This window comes from Tenacibaculum agarivorans, from assembly GCF_001936575.1.
GTDB lineage: Bacteria > Bacteroidota > Bacteroidia > Flavobacteriales > Flavobacteriaceae > Polaribacter > Polaribacter agarivorans.
In genome coordinates, this window is sequence record NZ_MSMP01000009.1 from 138,930 (window position 1) to 157,764 (window position 18,835).

At 29.7% G+C, this 18,835-nt stretch carries 16 protein-coding genes; 7 read left to right on the forward strand and 9 right to left on the reverse strand.

Translation table 11 applies throughout. The features are described from left to right. Window positions 1-5: 5 nt before the first annotated feature. Window positions 6-1,286 (reverse strand): metal-dependent hydrolase family protein, encoded by a 1,281-nt coding sequence (locus tag BVC87_RS08880; RefSeq protein ID WP_075342009.1) that lies wholly within the window; start codon window positions 1,284-1,286, stop codon window positions 6-8. 110 nt (window positions 1,287-1,396) lie between these two features. Between BVC87_RS08880 and BVC87_RS08885 the strand changes: the two genes are divergently transcribed. The 5 genes from BVC87_RS08885 (at window position 1,397) to BVC87_RS08910 (ending at window position 5,842) form a co-directional block, all read left to right on the forward strand. Next, the gene (locus tag BVC87_RS08885) at window positions 1,397-2,368 is read left to right on the forward strand and encodes a YjgN family protein (protein WP_075342010.1); all 972 of its coding nucleotides are present in this window, start codon (window positions 1,397-1,399) and stop codon (window positions 2,366-2,368) included. Between the two features lie 8 nt (window positions 2,369-2,376). Next, complete coding sequence (locus BVC87_RS08890) at window positions 2,377-3,060, forward strand: SDR family NAD(P)-dependent oxidoreductase (RefSeq protein WP_075342011.1); 684 nt, start codon at window positions 2,377-2,379, stop codon at window positions 3,058-3,060. 358 nt (window positions 3,061-3,418) lie between these two features. Beyond that, window positions 3,419-4,078 (forward strand): ATP-binding cassette domain-containing protein, encoded by a 660-nt coding sequence (locus BVC87_RS08900; protein ID WP_075342013.1) that lies wholly within the window; start codon window positions 3,419-3,421, stop codon window positions 4,076-4,078. 79 nt (window positions 4,079-4,157) lie between these two features. Beyond that, the gene (locus BVC87_RS08905; protein ID WP_075342014.1) at window positions 4,158-4,748 is read left to right on the forward strand and encodes a SprT-like domain-containing protein; all 591 of its coding nucleotides are present in this window, start codon (window positions 4,158-4,160) and stop codon (window positions 4,746-4,748) included. Window positions 4,749-4,765: 17 nt separating this feature from the next. Then, window positions 4,766-5,842: a mannose-1-phosphate guanylyltransferase gene (locus tag BVC87_RS08910; RefSeq protein WP_075342015.1), complete on the forward strand. Its 1,077-nt coding sequence runs from the start codon at window positions 4,766-4,768 to the stop codon at window positions 5,840-5,842. Window positions 5,843-5,850: 8 nt separating this feature from the next. Here the strand turns inward: BVC87_RS08910 and BVC87_RS08915 are convergent, their stop codons facing one another. After that, complete coding sequence (locus tag BVC87_RS08915) at window positions 5,851-6,321, reverse strand: thioredoxin family protein (RefSeq protein ID WP_075342016.1); 471 nt, start codon at window positions 6,319-6,321, stop codon at window positions 5,851-5,853. A gap of 54 nt (window positions 6,322-6,375) precedes the next feature. Further along, window positions 6,376-7,398, reverse strand: a complete 1,023-nt coding sequence (lpxK, locus tag BVC87_RS08920) for a tetraacyldisaccharide 4'-kinase (protein ID WP_075342017.1) — start codon at window positions 7,396-7,398, stop codon at window positions 6,376-6,378. A gap of 53 nt (window positions 7,399-7,451) precedes the next feature. Between lpxK and BVC87_RS08925 the strand changes: the two genes are divergently transcribed. Together BVC87_RS08925 and BVC87_RS08930 are read left to right on the forward strand one after the other, a co-directional pair. Beyond that, window positions 7,452-8,546: a Nif3-like dinuclear metal center hexameric protein gene (locus BVC87_RS08925; protein WP_075342018.1), complete on the forward strand. Its 1,095-nt coding sequence runs from the start codon at window positions 7,452-7,454 to the stop codon at window positions 8,544-8,546. Window positions 8,547-8,549: 3 nt separating this feature from the next. Then, on the forward strand, window positions 8,550-9,320 hold the full coding sequence (locus BVC87_RS08930; RefSeq protein ID WP_075342019.1) for a zinc ribbon domain-containing protein: 771 nt from the start codon (window positions 8,550-8,552) through the stop codon (window positions 9,318-9,320). Between the two features lie 81 nt (window positions 9,321-9,401). Here the strand turns inward: BVC87_RS08930 and BVC87_RS08935 are convergent, their stop codons facing one another. From BVC87_RS08935 to BVC87_RS08960, 6 genes are all read right to left on the reverse strand, one after another. Continuing rightward, the gene (locus tag BVC87_RS08935) at window positions 9,402-9,599 is read right to left on the reverse strand and encodes a hypothetical protein (protein WP_075342020.1); all 198 of its coding nucleotides are present in this window, start codon (window positions 9,597-9,599) and stop codon (window positions 9,402-9,404) included. 172 nt (window positions 9,600-9,771) lie between these two features. Further along, on the reverse strand, window positions 9,772-11,625 hold the full coding sequence (locus BVC87_RS08940) for a DUF349 domain-containing protein (protein ID WP_075342021.1): 1,854 nt from the start codon (window positions 11,623-11,625) through the stop codon (window positions 9,772-9,774). Between the two features lie 110 nt (window positions 11,626-11,735). After that, entirely contained in the window at window positions 11,736-12,491 is a 756-nt protein-coding gene (locus BVC87_RS08945; RefSeq protein ID WP_075342022.1) for a shikimate dehydrogenase family protein, read from the reverse strand. Next, window positions 12,472-13,479, reverse strand: coding sequence for a DUF368 domain-containing protein (locus BVC87_RS08950; RefSeq protein ID WP_075342023.1), 1,008 nt, complete (start codon window positions 13,477-13,479; stop codon window positions 12,472-12,474). Before BVC87_RS08950 ends, BVC87_RS08945 begins: the two co-directional genes overlap by 20 nt. Window positions 13,480-13,504: 25 nt before the next feature. Beyond that, window positions 13,505-14,425 carry a DUF368 domain-containing protein gene (locus BVC87_RS08955; RefSeq protein WP_075342024.1) on the reverse strand — a complete coding sequence of 307 codons (921 nt, stop codon included), beginning with the start codon at window positions 14,423-14,425 and terminating at the stop codon, window positions 13,505-13,507. Further along, window positions 14,409-18,734 (reverse strand): translocation/assembly module TamB domain-containing protein, encoded by a 4,326-nt coding sequence (locus BVC87_RS08960; protein WP_234974652.1) that lies wholly within the window; start codon window positions 18,732-18,734, stop codon window positions 14,409-14,411. The genes BVC87_RS08955 and BVC87_RS08960 overlap by 17 nt, the downstream gene beginning before the upstream one ends. Between the last annotated feature and the right edge of the window lie 101 nt (window positions 18,735-18,835).

Genomic DNA, 18,835 nt, shown 5'->3' on the forward strand with positions numbered 1-18,835 from the left:
ATCAGTTAATCTTTTTTGTAAACTACACCGTTTTTCATTACAAAAACTACATTTTCTATTGTTTTTATATTTTTAATAGGGTTTTCATTAACAGCAATTATATCTGCAAAAAAGCCTCCCTTTAACTGTCCTATTTCATTCTCCATTTTTAAAATCTTCGCATTAGTTATGGTTGCTGCTTGTATAGTTTCTATTGGAGGCATACCGGCCTCGACCATGTAACCAAACTCTTTAGCATTATTACCATGTTTGAACACACCTGCATCAGTACCAAAAGCAATCCCTACTCCTCTTTTATATGCTTTAGCAAAAGTCCCTTGAATTTGTGGACCTACTGCTAATGCTTTAGGAACTACAATATCAGGATAATAACCTTTCACTCTAGCCTTTTCCTCAACTTCCTTACCTGCTGTTATGGTTGGTACAAGATAAGCATCATGCTTTTTCATAAGGTCCATAGTAGCTTCACTCATATAAGTTCCATGTTCAATAGTTTTCACTCCACCAATAACAGCTCTTTGCATTCCTTCATCTCCATGCGCATGTGCTGCTACATGCATACCATAATCTTTTGCCATATCGCAAATAGCCTTAACTTCTTCAATAGTAAATTGAGGATTATCTCCGCTCTTAGCTACACTTAAAACACCACCAGTAGCTGTTATTTTAATACAATCTGCTCCATTTTTATAGCGCTGACGTACTGCTTTTTTAGCATCTGAAACACTATTAACTACTCCTTCTTTTGGTCCAGGATTTCCTATTAAAATTCTTTTACTACCATTAGTAGGATCAGCATGTCCACCCGTAGACGCTAATGCTTTTCCAGCGGTAAAAACTCTAGGCCCAGGGATTTTACCTTGATTAATTGCTTTTTTTATAGATATATTTACACCAGTACCTCCTAAATCTCGTACTGTAGTAAATCCTTTTAATAAAGTAGTTTTAGCAAAACCTACAGAATTAAATGCTATATCTGCTTCATCTAAGATATAACTATCTAAACGGGTAGTAGGACCAAATTCATTTTCAATATGTACATGCATGTCTATTAAGCCTGGTAATACATACTTTGTTTTTAAATCTAGTGAAATATCTTTTGAATTTTTAGGAGCAACATAGCCATCTTGTACACTAAGAATTTTATTCGCTTCTACTATAATGGTTTTTTTAGGTTGAAATTTCCCTGACTGAACATCTAATAAATTACCACAAAAAATATGTGTTTTTTGTGCTAACAATAAATTCTGAACTAATAATAGGAGTATTAGAAATATTTTTTTCATTATAAATTGGTTTAATAAGTTAAAAGTATTAAAATTTATAATGCAAAGGATAAAGTTGTGTAAGATGAAATATTGTTGCACTTTTGATATAAAATTTTAATTCATTTCAAATGTCTGGAATTTTAGGTTTGAACTCTGATAAAAAGCGCTTTCAATATTTTGGAAAAGGTATTGATTTTACACTTCTATTTTTAAAGAATATGTTACTTACTCTGATTAGCTTTGGATTTTATTACCCTTGGGCTAAAGTAACATTATTAAATTACCACTATACAGCAACTGAATTAGAGAATACAAGATTTACATTTCATGGAACAGGTAACGAGGTATTTAAAGGCTTTATAAAAGTGTATCTTTTAGTTTTTATATTATACATTCTGTTAGCTTATGCTTTTGCTTCTCAAAATTTCTTGTTGTCTGGTATTTTTACAAGTTTACTTTATTTAACAGCTATAGTATTGTTTCCTTTAGCAATTCATGGAGCAGTAAGATATAGAGCTTCTAGAAGTTCTTGGAAAGGAATTTACTTTAAATACTTGGGGGATAGATCAGAATTATTTTGGAAGTGTATTACAGGAACTTTAATTACAATTTTCACTCTAGGTATTTATGGACCGTGGTTTGTAACTGATCTTAGAAAATATATAACTAGCCATTTACGTTTTGGAAATTTAGCATTTGATTTTCATGGTAAAGGAGAAACTTTATTTTGGATACATTTAAAATTCTTCCTTTTATTTCCAATTACTTTAGGTATTTATTCATTTTGGTATGTAAAGGAACTATGGAGTTTTTATGTAGAAAACACAGAAATTACACAAAATAACAATCAGATAAAATTCAATTTTACAATGAAAGCTGGTGATGCTTTTGAGTTGTTTATTGTAAACTTTCTATTAATTATATTCACTTTTGGTTTAGCTACTCCATGGGTTATTGTAAGAACTTATACATTTATATTTCGTTTTTTAGAAATTGAAGAAGGCTTAAACACAAGTACTATACAGAAAGTTAACTATGATGATTATAGTGATGCTACAGGTGATAGTGCTTTAGATTTCTTTGACTTTGATTTAATTTAATACACCAAATGAGTAAAAATATTGTAATTACAGGAACAAGCAGAGGCATTGGTTTTAAACTAGCGCAGCAATTTGCCGAAGCTGGGCATAATGTTTTAGCTTTATCTAGAAATAGTCTTCCTTTAGAAAAAGTAAATCACAAAAACATTATTCCCTTTTCAGTGAACTTGGCACAGGAAGAAGATAGTACTAAAGCAATTGATTACATTACTGCAAATTGGTCTCAAGTAGATATCTTAATCAATAATGCAGGAATGCTGATTAATAAACCTTTTGAAGAATTAACTTCTGACGATTTTTTAAAAGTATATCAAGTCAATGTATTTGCTGTGGCTTCTCTTACTAAAAAACTCCTCCCTTTTATGAAATCAGGAGCACATGTAGTTACAATAAGTAGCATGGGAGGAATTCAAGGAAGCATGAAATTCCCAGGACTTGCGGCTTACAGTTCTTCTAAAGGCGCTGTAATTACTTTATCAGAATTACTTGCTGAAGAATATAAAGAACAAGGAATAGCTTTTAATGTTTTAGCTATTGGTGCTGTGCAAACTGAAATGTTAGAAGAAGCTTTCCCTGGCTATAAAGCTCCTTTAACTGCAGATCAAATGGCGGATTATGTTTTTAATTTTTCTCTTACTGGCCATACTTTTTACAACGGAAAAGTTTTACAAGTCTCGAGTTCTACTCCTTAGAAACTTAAGTTTAACAAAATTTTTTCAATATAAATTTAAATCTAAATGTAGTATTGTAGTATTATAAATAGTTGATGACTATGAATTACACTGCAGTTTCTAAATATGCTTTTGATATAAACACTTTTAATCTTGTTTTTTCTTTAGTTATTGGTATTATTATGGGCTTTTTTTGGTCTATAGTTATATTCTGTTCTTTTGGGATTTTAATTGGATACCTAGTATTTAATCTATTTAAAAAAAATGAATACTATATGTATTACAATTTAGGCTTTACAAAGAAAAATTTGTTATTACATGTTTGGTTACTAAACCTAATAATTTCATTGCCAATTTTTATAGTATCCATAGTTTTACAATGAGATTGAATATAACTCGATTAACGAAATCATTTAATACTGCTATGGTTTTAGATGACATCAGTCTAAGTTGCTCCACTGGTGAAATTATCGGGATTTTTGGAAGAAATGGATCTGGTAAATCTACTTTGTTAAAAATACTATTTGGTTCCCTAAAACCAGATCATATTCATAGAGAAATTAATGGAAAGTTATTCTCTCAAAAAAAGAGTATTTCTTCTAAAACTATAGCCTATTTACCACAAGAATCTTTTCTTCCCAAAGCCAAAAAAGTACGAGATATTATTCCTTTATTTTTTGCTGATGGAAATATACAAGATCAGATTTTTTATGCTCCAAAAATTTCTAGTTTTGAAAATCGTAAAGTCGGTAACTTATCTCTTGGTCAATTACGATATTTAGAGTTATTACTCATAGGGAATTTAGAACATCCCTTTTTATTACTAGATGAACCTTTTTCAATGATTGAACCTATTTTTAAAGATATTATTTCGTCATTTCTTATAGAATTATCAATAAAAAAAGGAATTGTAATTACAGACCATTATTATGAAGATGTATTGAAAATAACACATCGAAATTTACTATTGAAAAATGGACATTTACATTCAATCACTAACAAAAGTGATTTAATTTTAAACGGGTATTTAACTAATTAATCTAGATTTTTACTTTTTCTGTTTCAAAAACTTTCAAGTTCAATTTACCTGAGTTACTTTAGTAGTTAAAATCGAAATATTGAATACAGTACTTCAAAAATTCATTCCTCAAAAGGCAGTTCCCATTGCTCATCATATACTTAAGAAGTATAAGGTAAATCTAAAAATTGTACACCAACGACAAACAAAGCATGGTGATTTTAGAACTTTTCCTAATGGACAAACCCAAATTACTGTGAATAATAATTTAAATCCGCATCAATTTTTACTTACTCTGATACATGAAGTTGCTCATCATGTTACGTATAGTAAATTTGGAAGAGTACAACCTCATGGAAAAGAATGGAAAACTATTTTTCAACATTTAATGCTACCATTTTTACAACCTGATATTTACCCAAATGAAGTTCTACCCATACTTGCTAATTATTTAAAAAATCCAAAGGCAAGTACTGATTCAGATGTTAAATTATCGCTTGCATTAAAAGGAGGCGTTGCTGAATCGGGAAAGAATTTTATATTTGAAATACCTAATGGTAGAATCTTTAGTTATAAAAATCAACTATACCAAAGAGGAATTAAACGTAGAACACGTTATGAGTGTTTACATTTAAACTCAAAAAAAACTTATCTTTTTAATCAGAATATAGAAGTTTTACTACTGGACTAACCCAATATTAATTAACCATGAAAAATAACTTTTACGCAGTAATAATGGCAGGTGGAATTGGTTCCCGATTTTGGCCTGTAAGTACGCAAAAATTCCCCAAACAGTTTCATGACATGTTAGGCACTGGACAATCACTCATACAGCGTACATTTGAACGTATTAATGAACTTGTTCCTACCAATAATATTCTAATTGCAACTAATGACAATTATGAGAAATTAGTACTACAACAATTACCTCAACTCAATAATAAGCAATTATTGTTAGAGCCTGTAATGCGAAATACCGCTCCTTGTATATTGTATGCAGCACTTAAAGTTTATGATAAAAATCCTGATGCTGTAATGCTTGTAGCTCCTTCTGATCATTGGATAAAGGACGAAGGTGAGTTTTTAAGAAATATAGAAACTTCATTTAATGCTTGTGCGAAAGATGATATTTTAATGACTTTAGGTATTCAACCTGATCATCCTAATACAGGATATGGCTATATTCAATATGAACAGCACGATTCTGAGATTAAAAAAGTAAAAAACTTTACTGAAAAACCAGATTTAGCTACTGCGCAACAATTTATCGAAAGTGGAGATTACTTATGGAATGCTGGAATTTTTATTTGGTCTGCTAAAAGCATTATAGAAGCTTTTAAAACGTATTTACCCAACATGTTAGACATACTAGACAATGGTGACAACGTGTATAACACTGATTTTGAAGACGATTTCATCAAAAGCAACTATGAGAAATGTGAAAATATTTCAATAGACTTTGGTATTATGGAACGTGCTAATAATGTACATGTACTACCTGTAGATTTTGGCTGGAATGATTTAGGTACTTGGGGATCTTTATATGGTAAACTTAAAAAAGACGAAAATGAAAATGCAGTAGTTGGTGCTAATGTTATTTTTAGAGATGCCAAAGGTAATATGATTAGAACACAAAACGGAAAACGTGTTGTTATTCAAGGATTAGAAGATTTTATTGTTGTTGAAAAGAAAGATGTTATCATGATTTGTCCAAGAAAAGACGATCAGGATATTAAAAAGATTATGGCTGAAGCTAGAGATTCTTTTGGAAAAAAATATGTGTAAGTTGAATACTAAAAGTTGTTTACTACTTCTTCAAAAAACGGGAAGTAGTATTCAGCTAAATAGGCACCATTTTTTCGTCCTAATACTTCCCCTTTAGCATTAATTATTAGTATCGTAGGAAAAGAACTTTGGTCATACCTTACTCTAAGCTCCTCATTTATTTTCTTATTTTCTTCTGTTACTAAGTCTCTATTTCTAGGGAAATCAGCCATGTATAGTACCATATTTTCATCGGAAAATTTCTTAAATTTTTCGGTATGAAAGACATTTTTATCCAAATTTATACATGGACCACACCAATCAGAACCAGTAAAGTATAGTAAAATAGGTTTATTTTCTTTAGTTGACTTTTCAATTGCCATTTGTAAATTAGGCTGCCAGTTAATATCTATGTCAGTACCTACATGAGATGATCCCTCTTGAGCATTCAAGTTATACAACAGACAAAATAATGATATTATAGTAACTATTTTTTTCATTGTGAATTGTTTAACCTAATTTCAAAAAACAAAAATAATGCCAATTTTACAAATTTAAACAGTAATAAAACATTTAATACACCTATTAAATGCTTGTTCTTCTTCAAAAAAATGATTTTTGATACTGATGTAATATAAATCTTTAATCTTTCCTTCTAACCTCATGTAATCTTTCTCAGTTGTTAATATCAGTTTCTCTTTAGATTCTATTTCTTCATAGCTCTTTTTAATTTTTAAAATATCTGAAGCTGTAAAGTTATGATGATCTGGAAAGTTCAAATGTTTTACATCAATATCTTTCTCTCTTAAATAATTTAGTAATGGAGTTGGATTAGCAATTCCAGTAACCAAAACAATTTCTTTATTTTCTAGAGTTCCAATATTAATTATTTTTTCTCCTTTTAAATTCTCATCGTAATCAATAGCACTAAAAAATATTTTTTGATGCTTCTTAATATTTAACTTAGCTTTTATTTTATCTTTTTCTTCTAAAGATAAACTCTCAGGACACTTAGTAACTACTATTAGGTTTGCTCTATTACTACCTCTACTACTTTCCCTCAAATTCCCTGTAGGCAAAAGAAAATCATCTTTATATAAATCATTATACTTTGTCAATACAATATAAAAACCAGCTTTAACTTTTCTATGTTGATAAGCATCATCTAATAAAACAACATCAGGATTAACCTTAGTAATTAAACTACGAATACCATGAGTTCTATCAGCATCTACTGCAACTGTAATAGCATCTTTAAATTTAGAAAAGAATTGTAATGGTTCATCTCCAACATCATCTGCTGAATGATTTTCTTTAGCTATTAAAAATCCTTTGCTCTTTCTTTTATACCCTCTACTTAAAACAGCAACTTTATAGTCTTCTTTTAATAATCGTATTAAATATTCAATCTGTGGTGTTTTTCCAGTTCCTCCTGTGGTTAAATTTCCAACAGCAATTACCGGAAGTTCGAATGAAGTAGATTTAAATACTCCTATATCATAAAGATAATTCCGAATAGTGGTAATTAAGTCATACAGAATTGCTAAAGGAAATAATAAATATCGAAGTACTTTCATTAGTACGAAAATACATTAAATATCTTAACTTTGACATTACGCAAATTAGTACTATGACTATAAAAGACATTACAAATCATATAGAAAAAATAGCTCCGCTTGCTTATGCTGAAGACTTTGATAACGTTGGACTTTTAGTTGGGAAATATTCTACAGAAGTAACTGGTGTTCTGGTCACCTTGGATACTCTTGAAGAAACCGTTGATGAAGCTATAGAGAAGGAATGTAATCTAATAGTGAGTTTTCACCCTATAGTGTTTAGTGGACTTAAAAAACTAAATGGAAATAATTATGTAGAACGTGTAGTATTAAAAGCTATAAAAAACGATATTGCTATCTATGCCACACATACTGCATTAGACAACTCCAATAACGGTGTATCTGCTAAAATGGGAGAAGTATTAGGTTTACAAAACACAAAAATATTACTTCCTAAGAAAAGCATTATAAAAAAACTAACTACTTATATTCCTAAAAATAACGCCAAAGACTTAAGAAAGGCGTTATTTGAAGCTGGTGCCGGTAATATTGGTAATTATGATCATTGCTCTTTTAATATAGAAGGAAAAGGTAGTCATAAAGGAAATGAACATTCTAATCCTACAATAGGTAAAAGAGGTGAGTTACGATTTGAAGAAGAAACTTGTATTTCAGTAACTTTTAATAGCTATTTAGAAGGAAGTATTTTAAATACTCTATTTAAGAATCATCCTTATGAAGAAGTTGCCTATGAAATAATTACACTAGAAAATAAAAATCAAAATGTCGGAATGGGAATGATTGGTGATTTACCTGAACCTATGAGTGAAATTGATTTCTTACAATTTGTAAAATCTACTTTTAAAACAGACTGTGTAAGACATTCTGAGTTACTTCAGAAAAATATACAAAAAGTTGCTGTTTTAGGTGGTTCTGGAAGTTTTGCAATTACAAGTGCAATAAGAGCAAAAGCAGACGCATATATTAGTGCAGATTTTAAATATCATGAGTTTTTTAAGGCTGAAGGAAAAATTTTATTGGCTGATGTTGGACATTATGAAAGCGAACAGTTTACAAAAAACCTTTTAGTTGATTATCTTACAAAAAAATTCACTAATTTTGCAATTATTTTAAGTGAAAAGAGTACAAATCCAATACATTATATTTAAAAGATGGCAAAAAAAGAAGTAACGGTAGAACAAAAGTTAAGAGCGTTATACGATTTACAATTGATCGATTCTAGAATTGATGAAATTAGAAACGTTCGTGGTGAATTACCTTTAGAAGTAGAAGATTTAGAAGATGAAGTTGCCGGATTAAATACTAGACTTTCAAATTTAGCTCAAGATATTTCAAACTTAGATACTGATATCAGTAATAAAAAGTTAGTAATTGAAGAAGCTAAAACATTAATAAAAAAGTACGAAGAACAACAAAAAAATGTTCGTAACAATAGAGAATTTGATTCTTTAGCTAAAGAAATGGAGTATCAAGAATTAGAAATCCAATTAGCTGAAAAGAGAATTAAAGAGTTTAAAGCTAAAATTGCTCAAAAGAAGCAAGTAGTTGACAGTACTAAAGATAAATTAAAGTTACAGGAAGGTCATTTGAATGGTAAAAAATCTGAATTAGATGCCATCTTACAAGAAACTGAGAAAGAAGAGAAATTATTACAAGAAAAGTCTCAAGAGTTTGCTGAATCTATAGATAGACACTTATTAACTGCTTACAATAGAATTCGTAATAAAGTAAAAAATGGATTAGCAGTAGTATCTATTGAGCGTGGTGCTGCTGGAGGATCTTTTTTTACTATTCCTCCACAAATTCAATTAGAGATTGCCAATAGAAAGAAAATCACTATTGATGAGCATAGTGGAAGAATTTTAGTAGACGCTGCTTTAGCTGCTGAAGAACGTGAAAAAATAGATAACTTATTTTCTTAATTTGTCTACTATTATATAAAGAATAAAAAAAACCTCGAATTTAAATTATTCGAGGTTTTTTGTTTTCAATCTGTTTAATATTTAATTTCCAGAAATAGAAGCTGTACATAAATCAAAGCAGTCGTCAGCGCATTGAAAGAACTCATCATCTTGGTCTAGAGGAATTTGCATACAACCCGAAGTACATCGACCAACACAACCAGATCCTCCATGTATTAGTATTTGTTCTCTCTTTGTTAATTGTTTAGTTCCTTTTAGGCTTACAATTGATTTTACCATAATTATTAGATTTTAAAGGTTTATGAATTATCGATAAAATTATTTCAAAGAAAATATTATGAATATTATTTCTGCATTAAACATGTACGTTTGTATACATTAATACAAATAATAGTATAAAAAAACTCAGCCAAACAGGCTGAGTTGTAAATAAATATAATTGTATACTATTTTAGTAATCTAACTTCTTTAGATAATCTAGCTTCATTTGCCAGATATCTAACTCTTCTTTAAATTTCCCTATTCCTTTTCGTACATTTTGTACTAGAGGATTGTCTTCTGTTGCATTAGAGATGAAACTTAGATTATTTTCTAATTGCTGCATTTCTCTGACAGTTTCAGTTATTTTTTTACGGATGAAGAATTGCTCACTATCTAGCTTTCTATAATCTTCTTGAGCTAGATAATTATCTACAATATTTTTGAATTTCATTAATTCAATTTCCTCTCTACCTAAGTTTAATTTTGCTAAACTTGCATCTACAACTTTGTTAAACTTACCATCTAAATGACGTGCATTTCTAGGTAAAGATCCTAAGGCTCTCCATTTTTGGATATACTCTTGAACTTGCTCTATAGATAGTTCACCTGCATTTTTAAATTCTTCTAAGAATTCTTTTTTAGTAACTACTACCGCTTCTTGTTCTTGTGTTACACCATCTCTATGCGCATTTAAACGATCAAAATAAGCGTTACAGGCAGTTTTAAAACGACTCCAAATCTCATCAGAATATTTACGAGGTACATGTCCTATTTTTTTCCAATCAGACTGAATACGCTTCATAGTATTGGTAGTTGTTTCCCAATCTTCACTATCTTTCAAACTTTCAGCTAACTCAACCAATTCCATCTTCTTTTTCAAGTTATCAGTTTGAGCAGACTTTTCTTGTTTATAGAAAGCATTCTTTGCTGTGTTGAAACGTTTAGTCGCTTGCTTTAATTTTTGCCAAACTACTTCACTTTTATTATAAGGTAATTTTCCAACATTAAAGTATTCTTGACGCAAAGCTTCAATTTCTTTAATACTTCTTTGCCAATCTTTATGACTTATATTTTTAGAGAAATCGAATGCATTTATTTTTTCAACTACTACTAATTTAGCGTCTATGATTTCTTGATGTTTAGATCGTAGGTCTTTAAAATAGTCATGGCGTCTATCATGAAGTTTTTTTGTTGCCTCACTAAATCTATGCCATACCTCTTCTCTAAACTCTCTACTTACAGGCCCTATATCTTCTTTCCAAACCCTGTGTAACTCCTGTAGTTCTTTAAAGGCAACATTAATATCCTCAATTTCTAATAAAGACTCAGCTCTTTGAATTAGTTTTTGTTTTTCTTCTAAATTGTGTCTAAAATCTAACTCTCTAAAGTCTTTATTTAAATGTAGAAGATCATAAAATCTTTCTACATGATGGTGATAAATTTTCCATGTATCATTATATCGTGCTCTAGGAACTGCCCCAATCGCTTTCCATTTCTCTTGAATTTTCTGAAATTCATTGTACATGGTTCTTGGATTAGCATTTTCAATTAATGATTTTAATTCTTCGATAAGCACATTTCTCTTATCCAAGTTATCTTTTAATTGATTTTCTATCTGTGCATAATATGCATCTCTTTTAACTTTATATTCTTTCAATAAACCGTTATACTCAACTTTTACTGGACTAGAAAACTGAAAGTCTATAGAATTACCTCCCTCAGCTAAAAACTCTTCCTTCTTTTGAGATAATAGCTTTCCAAACTTAATGTTAAATGCATTTTTGATAGCATCAGCATTATTTTTAATAAGTTGTATAGGATTATTTTTGATTAGCTTTTTTAGTTGCTCAACCAGTTCTTCTAATTCCATGGAAGCATAATCTAGCATCGGAATCTCTTCCTTCTTTTCTTCCTTTTCTGAATTTTCGGCAACCATATTCTCTACTTCATTTACTGCTGACTCTACTTCTTTTGAGATAACCTCTTGATTTTCTATTAATTCTTTGGTATTATCTTCTACACTTTTGTCTTTGTTTTCTAACATATGAATAATGTTTAAAGTTCCATGATTTGAATATAAAGATAAGGAATTATTGAGTAATCCCCACTTAAATTGGGTTAAACGTTTTTAGATTTAACTTTATAACGTAAATATTAATGCCATATTTCCCAAGCCTTCTCAGCTTGCAATTCTAACATCTCTAATCCATTCTTAATTGTAGCTCCTTTTTCTTTACCTAACTTCAAAAAAAGAGTTTCGGAAGGATTATAAATTAGATCATATAGTATATGTTTATCTGTGATAAAGTTATAAGGAATATCTGGTTTACCACTTGTATTAGGATGTGTTCCTAATGGAGTAGTGTTTACGATTAACAAATACTCCTTTATTATATTTTCAGTGAGCTCACCATATGTAAGCATTTTCTCATTTTTTTTAGTTCTTGAAACAAATGTATATTGTATTCCTAACTTTTTTAAGGCATAGGCAATTGCTTTAGAGGCACCTCCTGTTCCTAAAATGAGTGCTTTTTTATGTTCTTTTTTCAGTAAAGGTTTTAATGAATTTCTAAATCCATAGAAATCTGTATTATATCCTTTTAACTTACCAGACTTAGTAATTTTTATAGTATTAACAGCCCCAATTTTTTTAGCTTTTCTATCTATTTTATCTAAAAAAGGGATTACTTCTTCTTTATAAGGAATAGTCACATTCATTCCTTTTAAATTTGCTTCATTTCGTTTTAAAATATCATACAGCTCATCGATAACCTGTATATCAAAATTCACATACTCATGATCTTTTAGATTCAATGATTTAAATTTTTCTGTAAAGTATCCTCTAGAAAAAGAGTATGAAATATTTTTTCCTAGTAAACCAAATAAACTTCTAAGCTCTTCTTTTACCATAATGGTCTATAATTAAAATAAGGCTTATTCCTAATAGTATAAAACCTACAGCAATCCAAGTTTCATACTGCTGTATATCAGGAATAAAACGTTGATAGTTTTCTATAATTTTATTTCCTTGTTTATCTAGCAAAAACTTTCCCTCTTCTATTTTATAAATTGTTTTTTTCCATGGCCATACTATTCCTAATGAACCACTTATAAATCCAATAATAATAGCTGTTACTATTTGATGATATCTCTTCAGCACATAGCCTAAAACATGAGAAATAGATACTAAACCAAAAGCAGATCCTAAAGTAAAAACGGTAATAATTTTAAGATATCTGACTTTAACAGCGTCTTTAAAAGCTGAAAAATCACCAGAAAACATAGCTGCAATAACACCTCCTAATACATTAACGCTATCTACTAGTAGTAACACATAGTTTCCTAATAGGATTAAAATAAAAGACCCTGATAAACCTGGCAATGTCATACCAGAAACTCCTATAATTCCGCATACAAATACAAACCATAAATTATCATTCTCTTTAGCAGGTGTCATAAAACTAATTGCCAATCCAATTGAAATTCCTATAGCTAGCGAAATGAAACTCTTGATATTCCACTCTCCAAAATCTTTAGATATATAATAGATTGAGCCGATGATCATTCCGAAAAACCAAGCCCATACATAGAGTTCATAATTTTTGAGAAAATAGTCTAAAATAAGAGATACACTGAAGTAGCTAAACATGCTTCCTAGCATAACCCAAACTAAAAACTGAAAGTTAGTATACCTAGCAAAACTTCTAAATTTCCCTTTAAATAAAAACTTAAATGCTGTAGCATTTATCTTTTGAAACGTATAGATAAGTTCCTCGTAGAATCCCATTACAAAAGCCACCATTCCACCTGAAACACCTGGGACTTTGTTTGCGCCTCCCATAGCTAAGCCCTTGAGAAAAAGGTTTATTTTTTGTAGTAATGTTCGTTCTTTATACATACAGTTTGGCTACCTCTAAATATAACTACTTTTTTACAGCTAATTTTTCTAAAACAATAATTATACTAAAACCAATTATTGAAAGTAGTATGGCATAAAGTAACTGAGGATCTCCATCATAAGAAAATGGAGAAATAGATAACTCATTAAAAGGTTCTTGTTCTCCATGAGAATTGGTACGGTATGTAAGTACTTTTTTCCATGGCCATATCTTATTTAATGAACCAATAATAAATCCTGTTAATGCTGCTAATGTATAGTTTTTATAATTCGCGAATAACCACTTTAAAACCCTAGAAAAAGATAACAAACCAACTATGGTTCCTAAACCAACTATCACAATGGTAACGAAATCTCGATCACTAACCGCTTGTAATATCGGTTTATAAGCTCCTAACAACACTAAAATAAACGATCCTGAAATACCAGGTAATATCATTGCACAGATTGCTATAGCTCCTGCTAAAAACAAGAATAAATTCGACGAACTTTCAGAAATTAAAGGTGGTAAAGTTGTTATGTAATACGCTAAAATAGCTGCTAGAACTACTAAAATCACAGCAATTATATTCCATTTTTTTATTTGTCGACCAACGTAAATAACGCTTGCTAATACCAATCCAAAGAAAAAAGACCATACTAAAATTGGTTCAGTTTCTAACAACCAAGAAATTAACTTCGCTAATGATACTACACTAATAAAGATTCCTGAAAACAGTGCTAAAAGAAAATTACCATTTAACTGTTTCCAAGCAGCAGAAAAACCTTCTTTTTTTAAAGTTTTAAAAAGGCTTAAATTGATATTACTAATAGACTGTAAAAGTTCTTCATAAATACCAGAGATAAATGCTATAGTTCCTCCTGATACGCCAGGCACAACATCTGCTGCTCCCATTGCCATTCCTTTTAAAGCTAGAACTATATAGCTTTTAGTTGTTCGATTCATTTTTGATTTTTGTAGTGTCTTGTTTGGTCTTGAATTGAATCAGACTTCTTTTCTTTACAATAATACTATCTTTTTTAACTTCTTTTTTCTTTTTTATCCCTAACTTTTCACCTAATTCCTTCAACGTATTAAAATTCACTTGATAAGAAAGCCCCAGACCTTGTGTATACCCCTCATTATCAATATCAAATTGAATATCATTAGGTTTATTAAAGAATGTACCTCTAAGTGTTCCTTCTTCATTCAATAACACTTCTACTTTTACCTCTCCAACAACATTAGTTTGTGTATTGGCTCCTACTGGTACTCCTACTCTACCGTTTACTAAAACTCTATCTGAAATTTGTGTAGAAACAGAAACATCAACCTGATCGTCAATATTATTTTGTAATTGCTCAACATTAGTTCTATCTCCTTGTACATAACCTACACCTACTTGAAACTTCCCTCCTTCTTTATTAATTACGCTTGATAAAATATTGGACGCTACTTGTGCTGCTGTTCCTGTTAAACCTGCCGAAGCACTATTTCCTATATTTTCCTCATTATAAAATGTACCAAACGCCATTAAAAAAGTAAAGTGCTGCATTTTGGTATTGATATCATTTTCATTTAATTTAAATTCCAATTCAGAAGCTACGGTAGAATTTGCATTAGGAATTTTGATGTCAAATTCTTGTTTAGAATCGAATAAACCACCTGTAATTTGTGTATATAAATCGATTGGAATTTTTCGAGTAGAGTTTATATTATCTAATAATTGAGCTGGATTTGCTTTGGTTTGATAAATGGCGGTAAGATCTAACTGTGCTTTTAACGGATCTCCTGTCCATGAAATGGTTCCACCTCTCTGCACATTAAATGGTTTACTTATAATTCCTCCATATTTAAAGTTATAAATTCCATTATCTATGGTAATAGCCCCATCCATAATGAATTTCCCTCTCGTATCAATTTCTATATGTAAGTTTCCATTTCCACTTCCCTTCAAATCACTTCCTGAAACTTTATCAATTACCACTTGAGCTACTGCATCTTTAGTTACTGCTAGATCGAATTTTAAATTCAATCCTTTAATTTTTTCGATACTAATTTCTTCCTCATCAATTTCTTCATTTGATTTGAATCGGATTAGTTTATAATTATCAACTGTCGTTACATCATTTAATGGAATTACAAATACAGTTCCTGGTTGAGTTCTTCCATTTACATTAATACTAAGATTACTAGTTAGTCCTCTAATTTGTGCATTTCCTCTAACAAAGCCTTTTCCATAGTACGGTATATCTTCAGCTTCTTTAGTGTCTAATACTAATAGATTAGGTGTATTTAAATCGAGTTTCATGTACCATTGCTCAAAATTTTTATGAGTGATACTTCCTTCTAAATATCCTTTAGTATCATATTTAGTGTCTTGTAAAACAATACTATTGATCAAAAAAGATTGATCTCTTAACTTGATATTTGCATTCTCTATTAAATCAAAATCTATATTTAAATATGGGAAGGTTAAACCCGCTTCAATTAATTCTAAATTTCCTTTAAAATCTGGATTATATGCTAAACCTTTAGCTGAGAAGTCTCCAGATAATCTTCCTCTAATATTAGAAATTACTTCTCCTCCAAAATCACTAAAACCATTTAATTCGTATTCTTTAAAGTTTACCTCTAAATCTACTTGTGGTTTTTTGGTATCTGTAAAGTCTAATCCTCCTTCAATTTTCACATTGTCAAACTCATAATCTCTCAAGGAAACATCTACTTTATATTTATTCAATGAATTTTCTCCTTCTAATTTCACTTTTAAGGTACCCTGAGAGAAATCATTAACAATTACGTCATTTATTGTAATATCTGCTTTAGGTTCAATCACTCCACCTTCTTCTCTGTAATTGACTTTTCCATTGAGCAACCCAGTCAATGTAAAACCTTCTACTTCTGGAAGGAAACTCAACAATTCTACATCAGTAAAATTCAATTTTACATCTCTATTTGATTCCCCTAAAAGATTTCCTTCAAAATCAATTTTTTGTTTCCCAGAGATTAACTCAAAAGGACTAATACGATAGTTTTGCTCTTTTACATTAAAACTTACTTTATTATTACTATCATTTTTAGGATTGATAATCCAATCAAAATTATTGTGATTAAATGTAGATTTTTGCATTCCTACAACAGACTGTTGATTCTCATCTATAGTATAAAAGAAATCCAAATTAAAGCTCTCTTTTTCCTTTTTTCCGCCTTTAAATGTAGATTTAAAAAATAACGTATCGTTTGCTGTTCTGTTGACTAAATTTAACTTGCTAACATCATAATATTTAGTTGCTATTTTATTGGCTGTAAGATGTGTATTGTATAACTTATTTTTATTATCAACTCGCAAAATAATGTTATCAATCGCATTATCATAAATCGTAATATCTGGTGATGAAAATGTAAGTTTTACAGCATTCTCATCTGAATCTATTCGCCCTTTTACTCGTGTATTTTTTCCGATAGCTATTTTAGGTAAAAAAACATCTACAATTTGATTATAAATGGTGAAGTCAAACTTTAAAAACTGATGTTTACCTACTTTAATAGGTCGGTAATTGGTGTATACACTTCCTAAAGCATTTTGAAAAACAGGCAATACATCTTTAAATACAAACTTCCCTTCTAATTTACCTTTTACAATATCTGCAGAATTGACTTCTATAGTTTTGATACTATCTTTAACGGAAGAATTTATATTGAAATCTTTAAATAAGAACGTCTTTTTTTCATTCTTATACACTAAATCTTTAAATGTGGCTTTTCCAATAATATCATCAAAGGTATTTCCTATAATATCTAGTTTTACTTTTCCTTTAAGCTCAGATATACTATCACGATCAAATAGATTTGTTTTTTTAAGGTCTAATTTGTCTATATCAGCTTCGAAATCAAACTTATTTACTGCGTTAGAAAAGTCAGCCAAACCTTTAAACTCTAATTTAAAGTTTTCATCTTCAGCTTGTAAAAACCCATCGAACTTTTTGTTTTGAAATTGTCCATTAACATTTAAATCTCGATACGTATATCCTTTAAAATCGATGTTATATACTTTACCAATAATTGAAGAATTGATATTATCTACGGTAAAACCGCTTCCTTGTACATCAGCTTTTAAAGATACTTTTTGTAAATCTTCATTTTCTGTCAATTCTCCTAAATCAAAATTGATAAATTCTATAACCCCGCTATAGGCTGCATTATCCATATTATCAATATTGGTAAATTGTAAATCAGAAATTGTACTTCCTATTTCAGAATCAACATTTAATGTAGCTTCCATTTGGTCTGGTGTTAATTTTAACAATCCAGACATGGAAAAATTTCCTATTCGTTTAAAATTTGTAGGTAAAGTTTTCCCTAATACATTAGGTAAAATACTCTTTAACTGATTATAATTAGAAGAAACCCTTTCCATATCAGCATCAAAAACAAAACCTCTTTCAGAGTTGAATGCGTTTACAAATCCCATATCTCCTCTAATAACCATACCGTTTTTAGAGTATAAATTCATATTACTAACACTAAAATTATTTAGTGTTCCTACAGCATCAGCAGTAAAAATTAGTTTATCATTTCCTTTAAGTTCTCCATAAAACTTTTGAACATCTTTAACTGCTAAAGTACTTTTTTCTACATCTGCCTTTACTTTTACCTTATCTGTAAAACTTGCAAAATCTTTTCTATTATAATCAAATTGGATATTGGCCTTTAAATGGGTTTCATTATCTGTTTTAACAATAGTATTTTGAAATAGCATTTGTGTTTTGCTATATGAAAAATCAGTGGTTAAATTGGTAAAGTTGATTTGTTTATTATCTGTAAAATATAATCCTCTTACTTTTCCAGAAACATTAGGCCCTTCTAGTAAAAACTCTTGAATATTACCACCTACATTGTAAGCTCCGTATTGAAGTGGATCTTTTTTATCTTCATCAATTACCTGGAAGTTTAGCTCTTCAACATAAATATTTTTAGCTTGTAAAATAAAAGGTGTATTACTTTTTTCCTTCTCCTCCTCATCATCTTCAAAACTATCTATAAAGACAGTCATACTATCATCTTTTTCTCCTTTATATTTACGCATATAGAAATGAACTCCATTCAATCTAATATCTCCAAGATTCACTTTATTATCTACTATTTTTTTTACATTTTTAAGTGAAGTAGTTAAGTTTTTTACAAAGATTAAGGTGTCGTTATGATGGTCTCTTATTTCAATACCTTTAAGCTGCACATTTCCTAAAAGCGACAGATCTATTTTTTTAATCAAAATATTAGTATCAAAATCTTTATTGATACTCTTAGTAGCTACTTTTGCTAGCTTACTTTGAACATAAGGAATAGAGAAAATGATTACTAGAAGTAATACAA

Coding starts and splice junctions, on each gene's coding strand:
- BVC87_RS08940 (WP_075342021.1), bottom strand. CDS start 11,625: ATGTTAGAAAACAAAGACAAAAGTGTAGAAGATAATACCAAAGAATTA.
- BVC87_RS08900 (WP_075342013.1), top strand. CDS start 3,419: ATGAGATTGAATATAACTCGATTAACGAAATCATTTAATACTGCTATG.
- BVC87_RS08930 (WP_075342019.1), top strand. CDS start 8,550: ATGGCAAAAAAAGAAGTAACGGTAGAACAAAAGTTAAGAGCGTTATAC.
- BVC87_RS08950 (WP_075342023.1), bottom strand. CDS start 13,479: ATGTATAAAGAACGAACATTACTACAAAAAATAAACCTTTTTCTCAAG.
- lpxK (WP_075342017.1), bottom strand. CDS start 7,398: ATGAAAGTACTTCGATATTTATTATTTCCTTTAGCAATTCTGTATGAC.
- BVC87_RS08925 (WP_075342018.1), top strand. CDS start 7,452: ATGACTATAAAAGACATTACAAATCATATAGAAAAAATAGCTCCGCTT.
- BVC87_RS08955 (WP_075342024.1), bottom strand. CDS start 14,425: ATGAATCGAACAACTAAAAGCTATATAGTTCTAGCTTTAAAAGGAATG.
- BVC87_RS08880 (WP_075342009.1), bottom strand. CDS start 1,286: ATGAAAAAAATATTTCTAATACTCCTATTATTAGTTCAGAATTTATTG.
- BVC87_RS08935 (WP_075342020.1), bottom strand. CDS start 9,599: ATGGTAAAATCAATTGTAAGCCTAAAAGGAACTAAACAATTAACAAAG.
- BVC87_RS08945 (WP_075342022.1), bottom strand. CDS start 12,491: ATGGTAAAAGAAGAGCTTAGAAGTTTATTTGGTTTACTAGGAAAAAAT.
- BVC87_RS08885 (WP_075342010.1), top strand. CDS start 1,397: ATGTCTGGAATTTTAGGTTTGAACTCTGATAAAAAGCGCTTTCAATAT.
- BVC87_RS08890 (WP_075342011.1), top strand. CDS start 2,377: ATGAGTAAAAATATTGTAATTACAGGAACAAGCAGAGGCATTGGTTTT.
- BVC87_RS08915 (WP_075342016.1), bottom strand. CDS start 6,321: ATGAAAAAAATAGTTACTATAATATCATTATTTTGTCTGTTGTATAAC.
- BVC87_RS08910 (WP_075342015.1), top strand. CDS start 4,766: ATGAAAAATAACTTTTACGCAGTAATAATGGCAGGTGGAATTGGTTCC.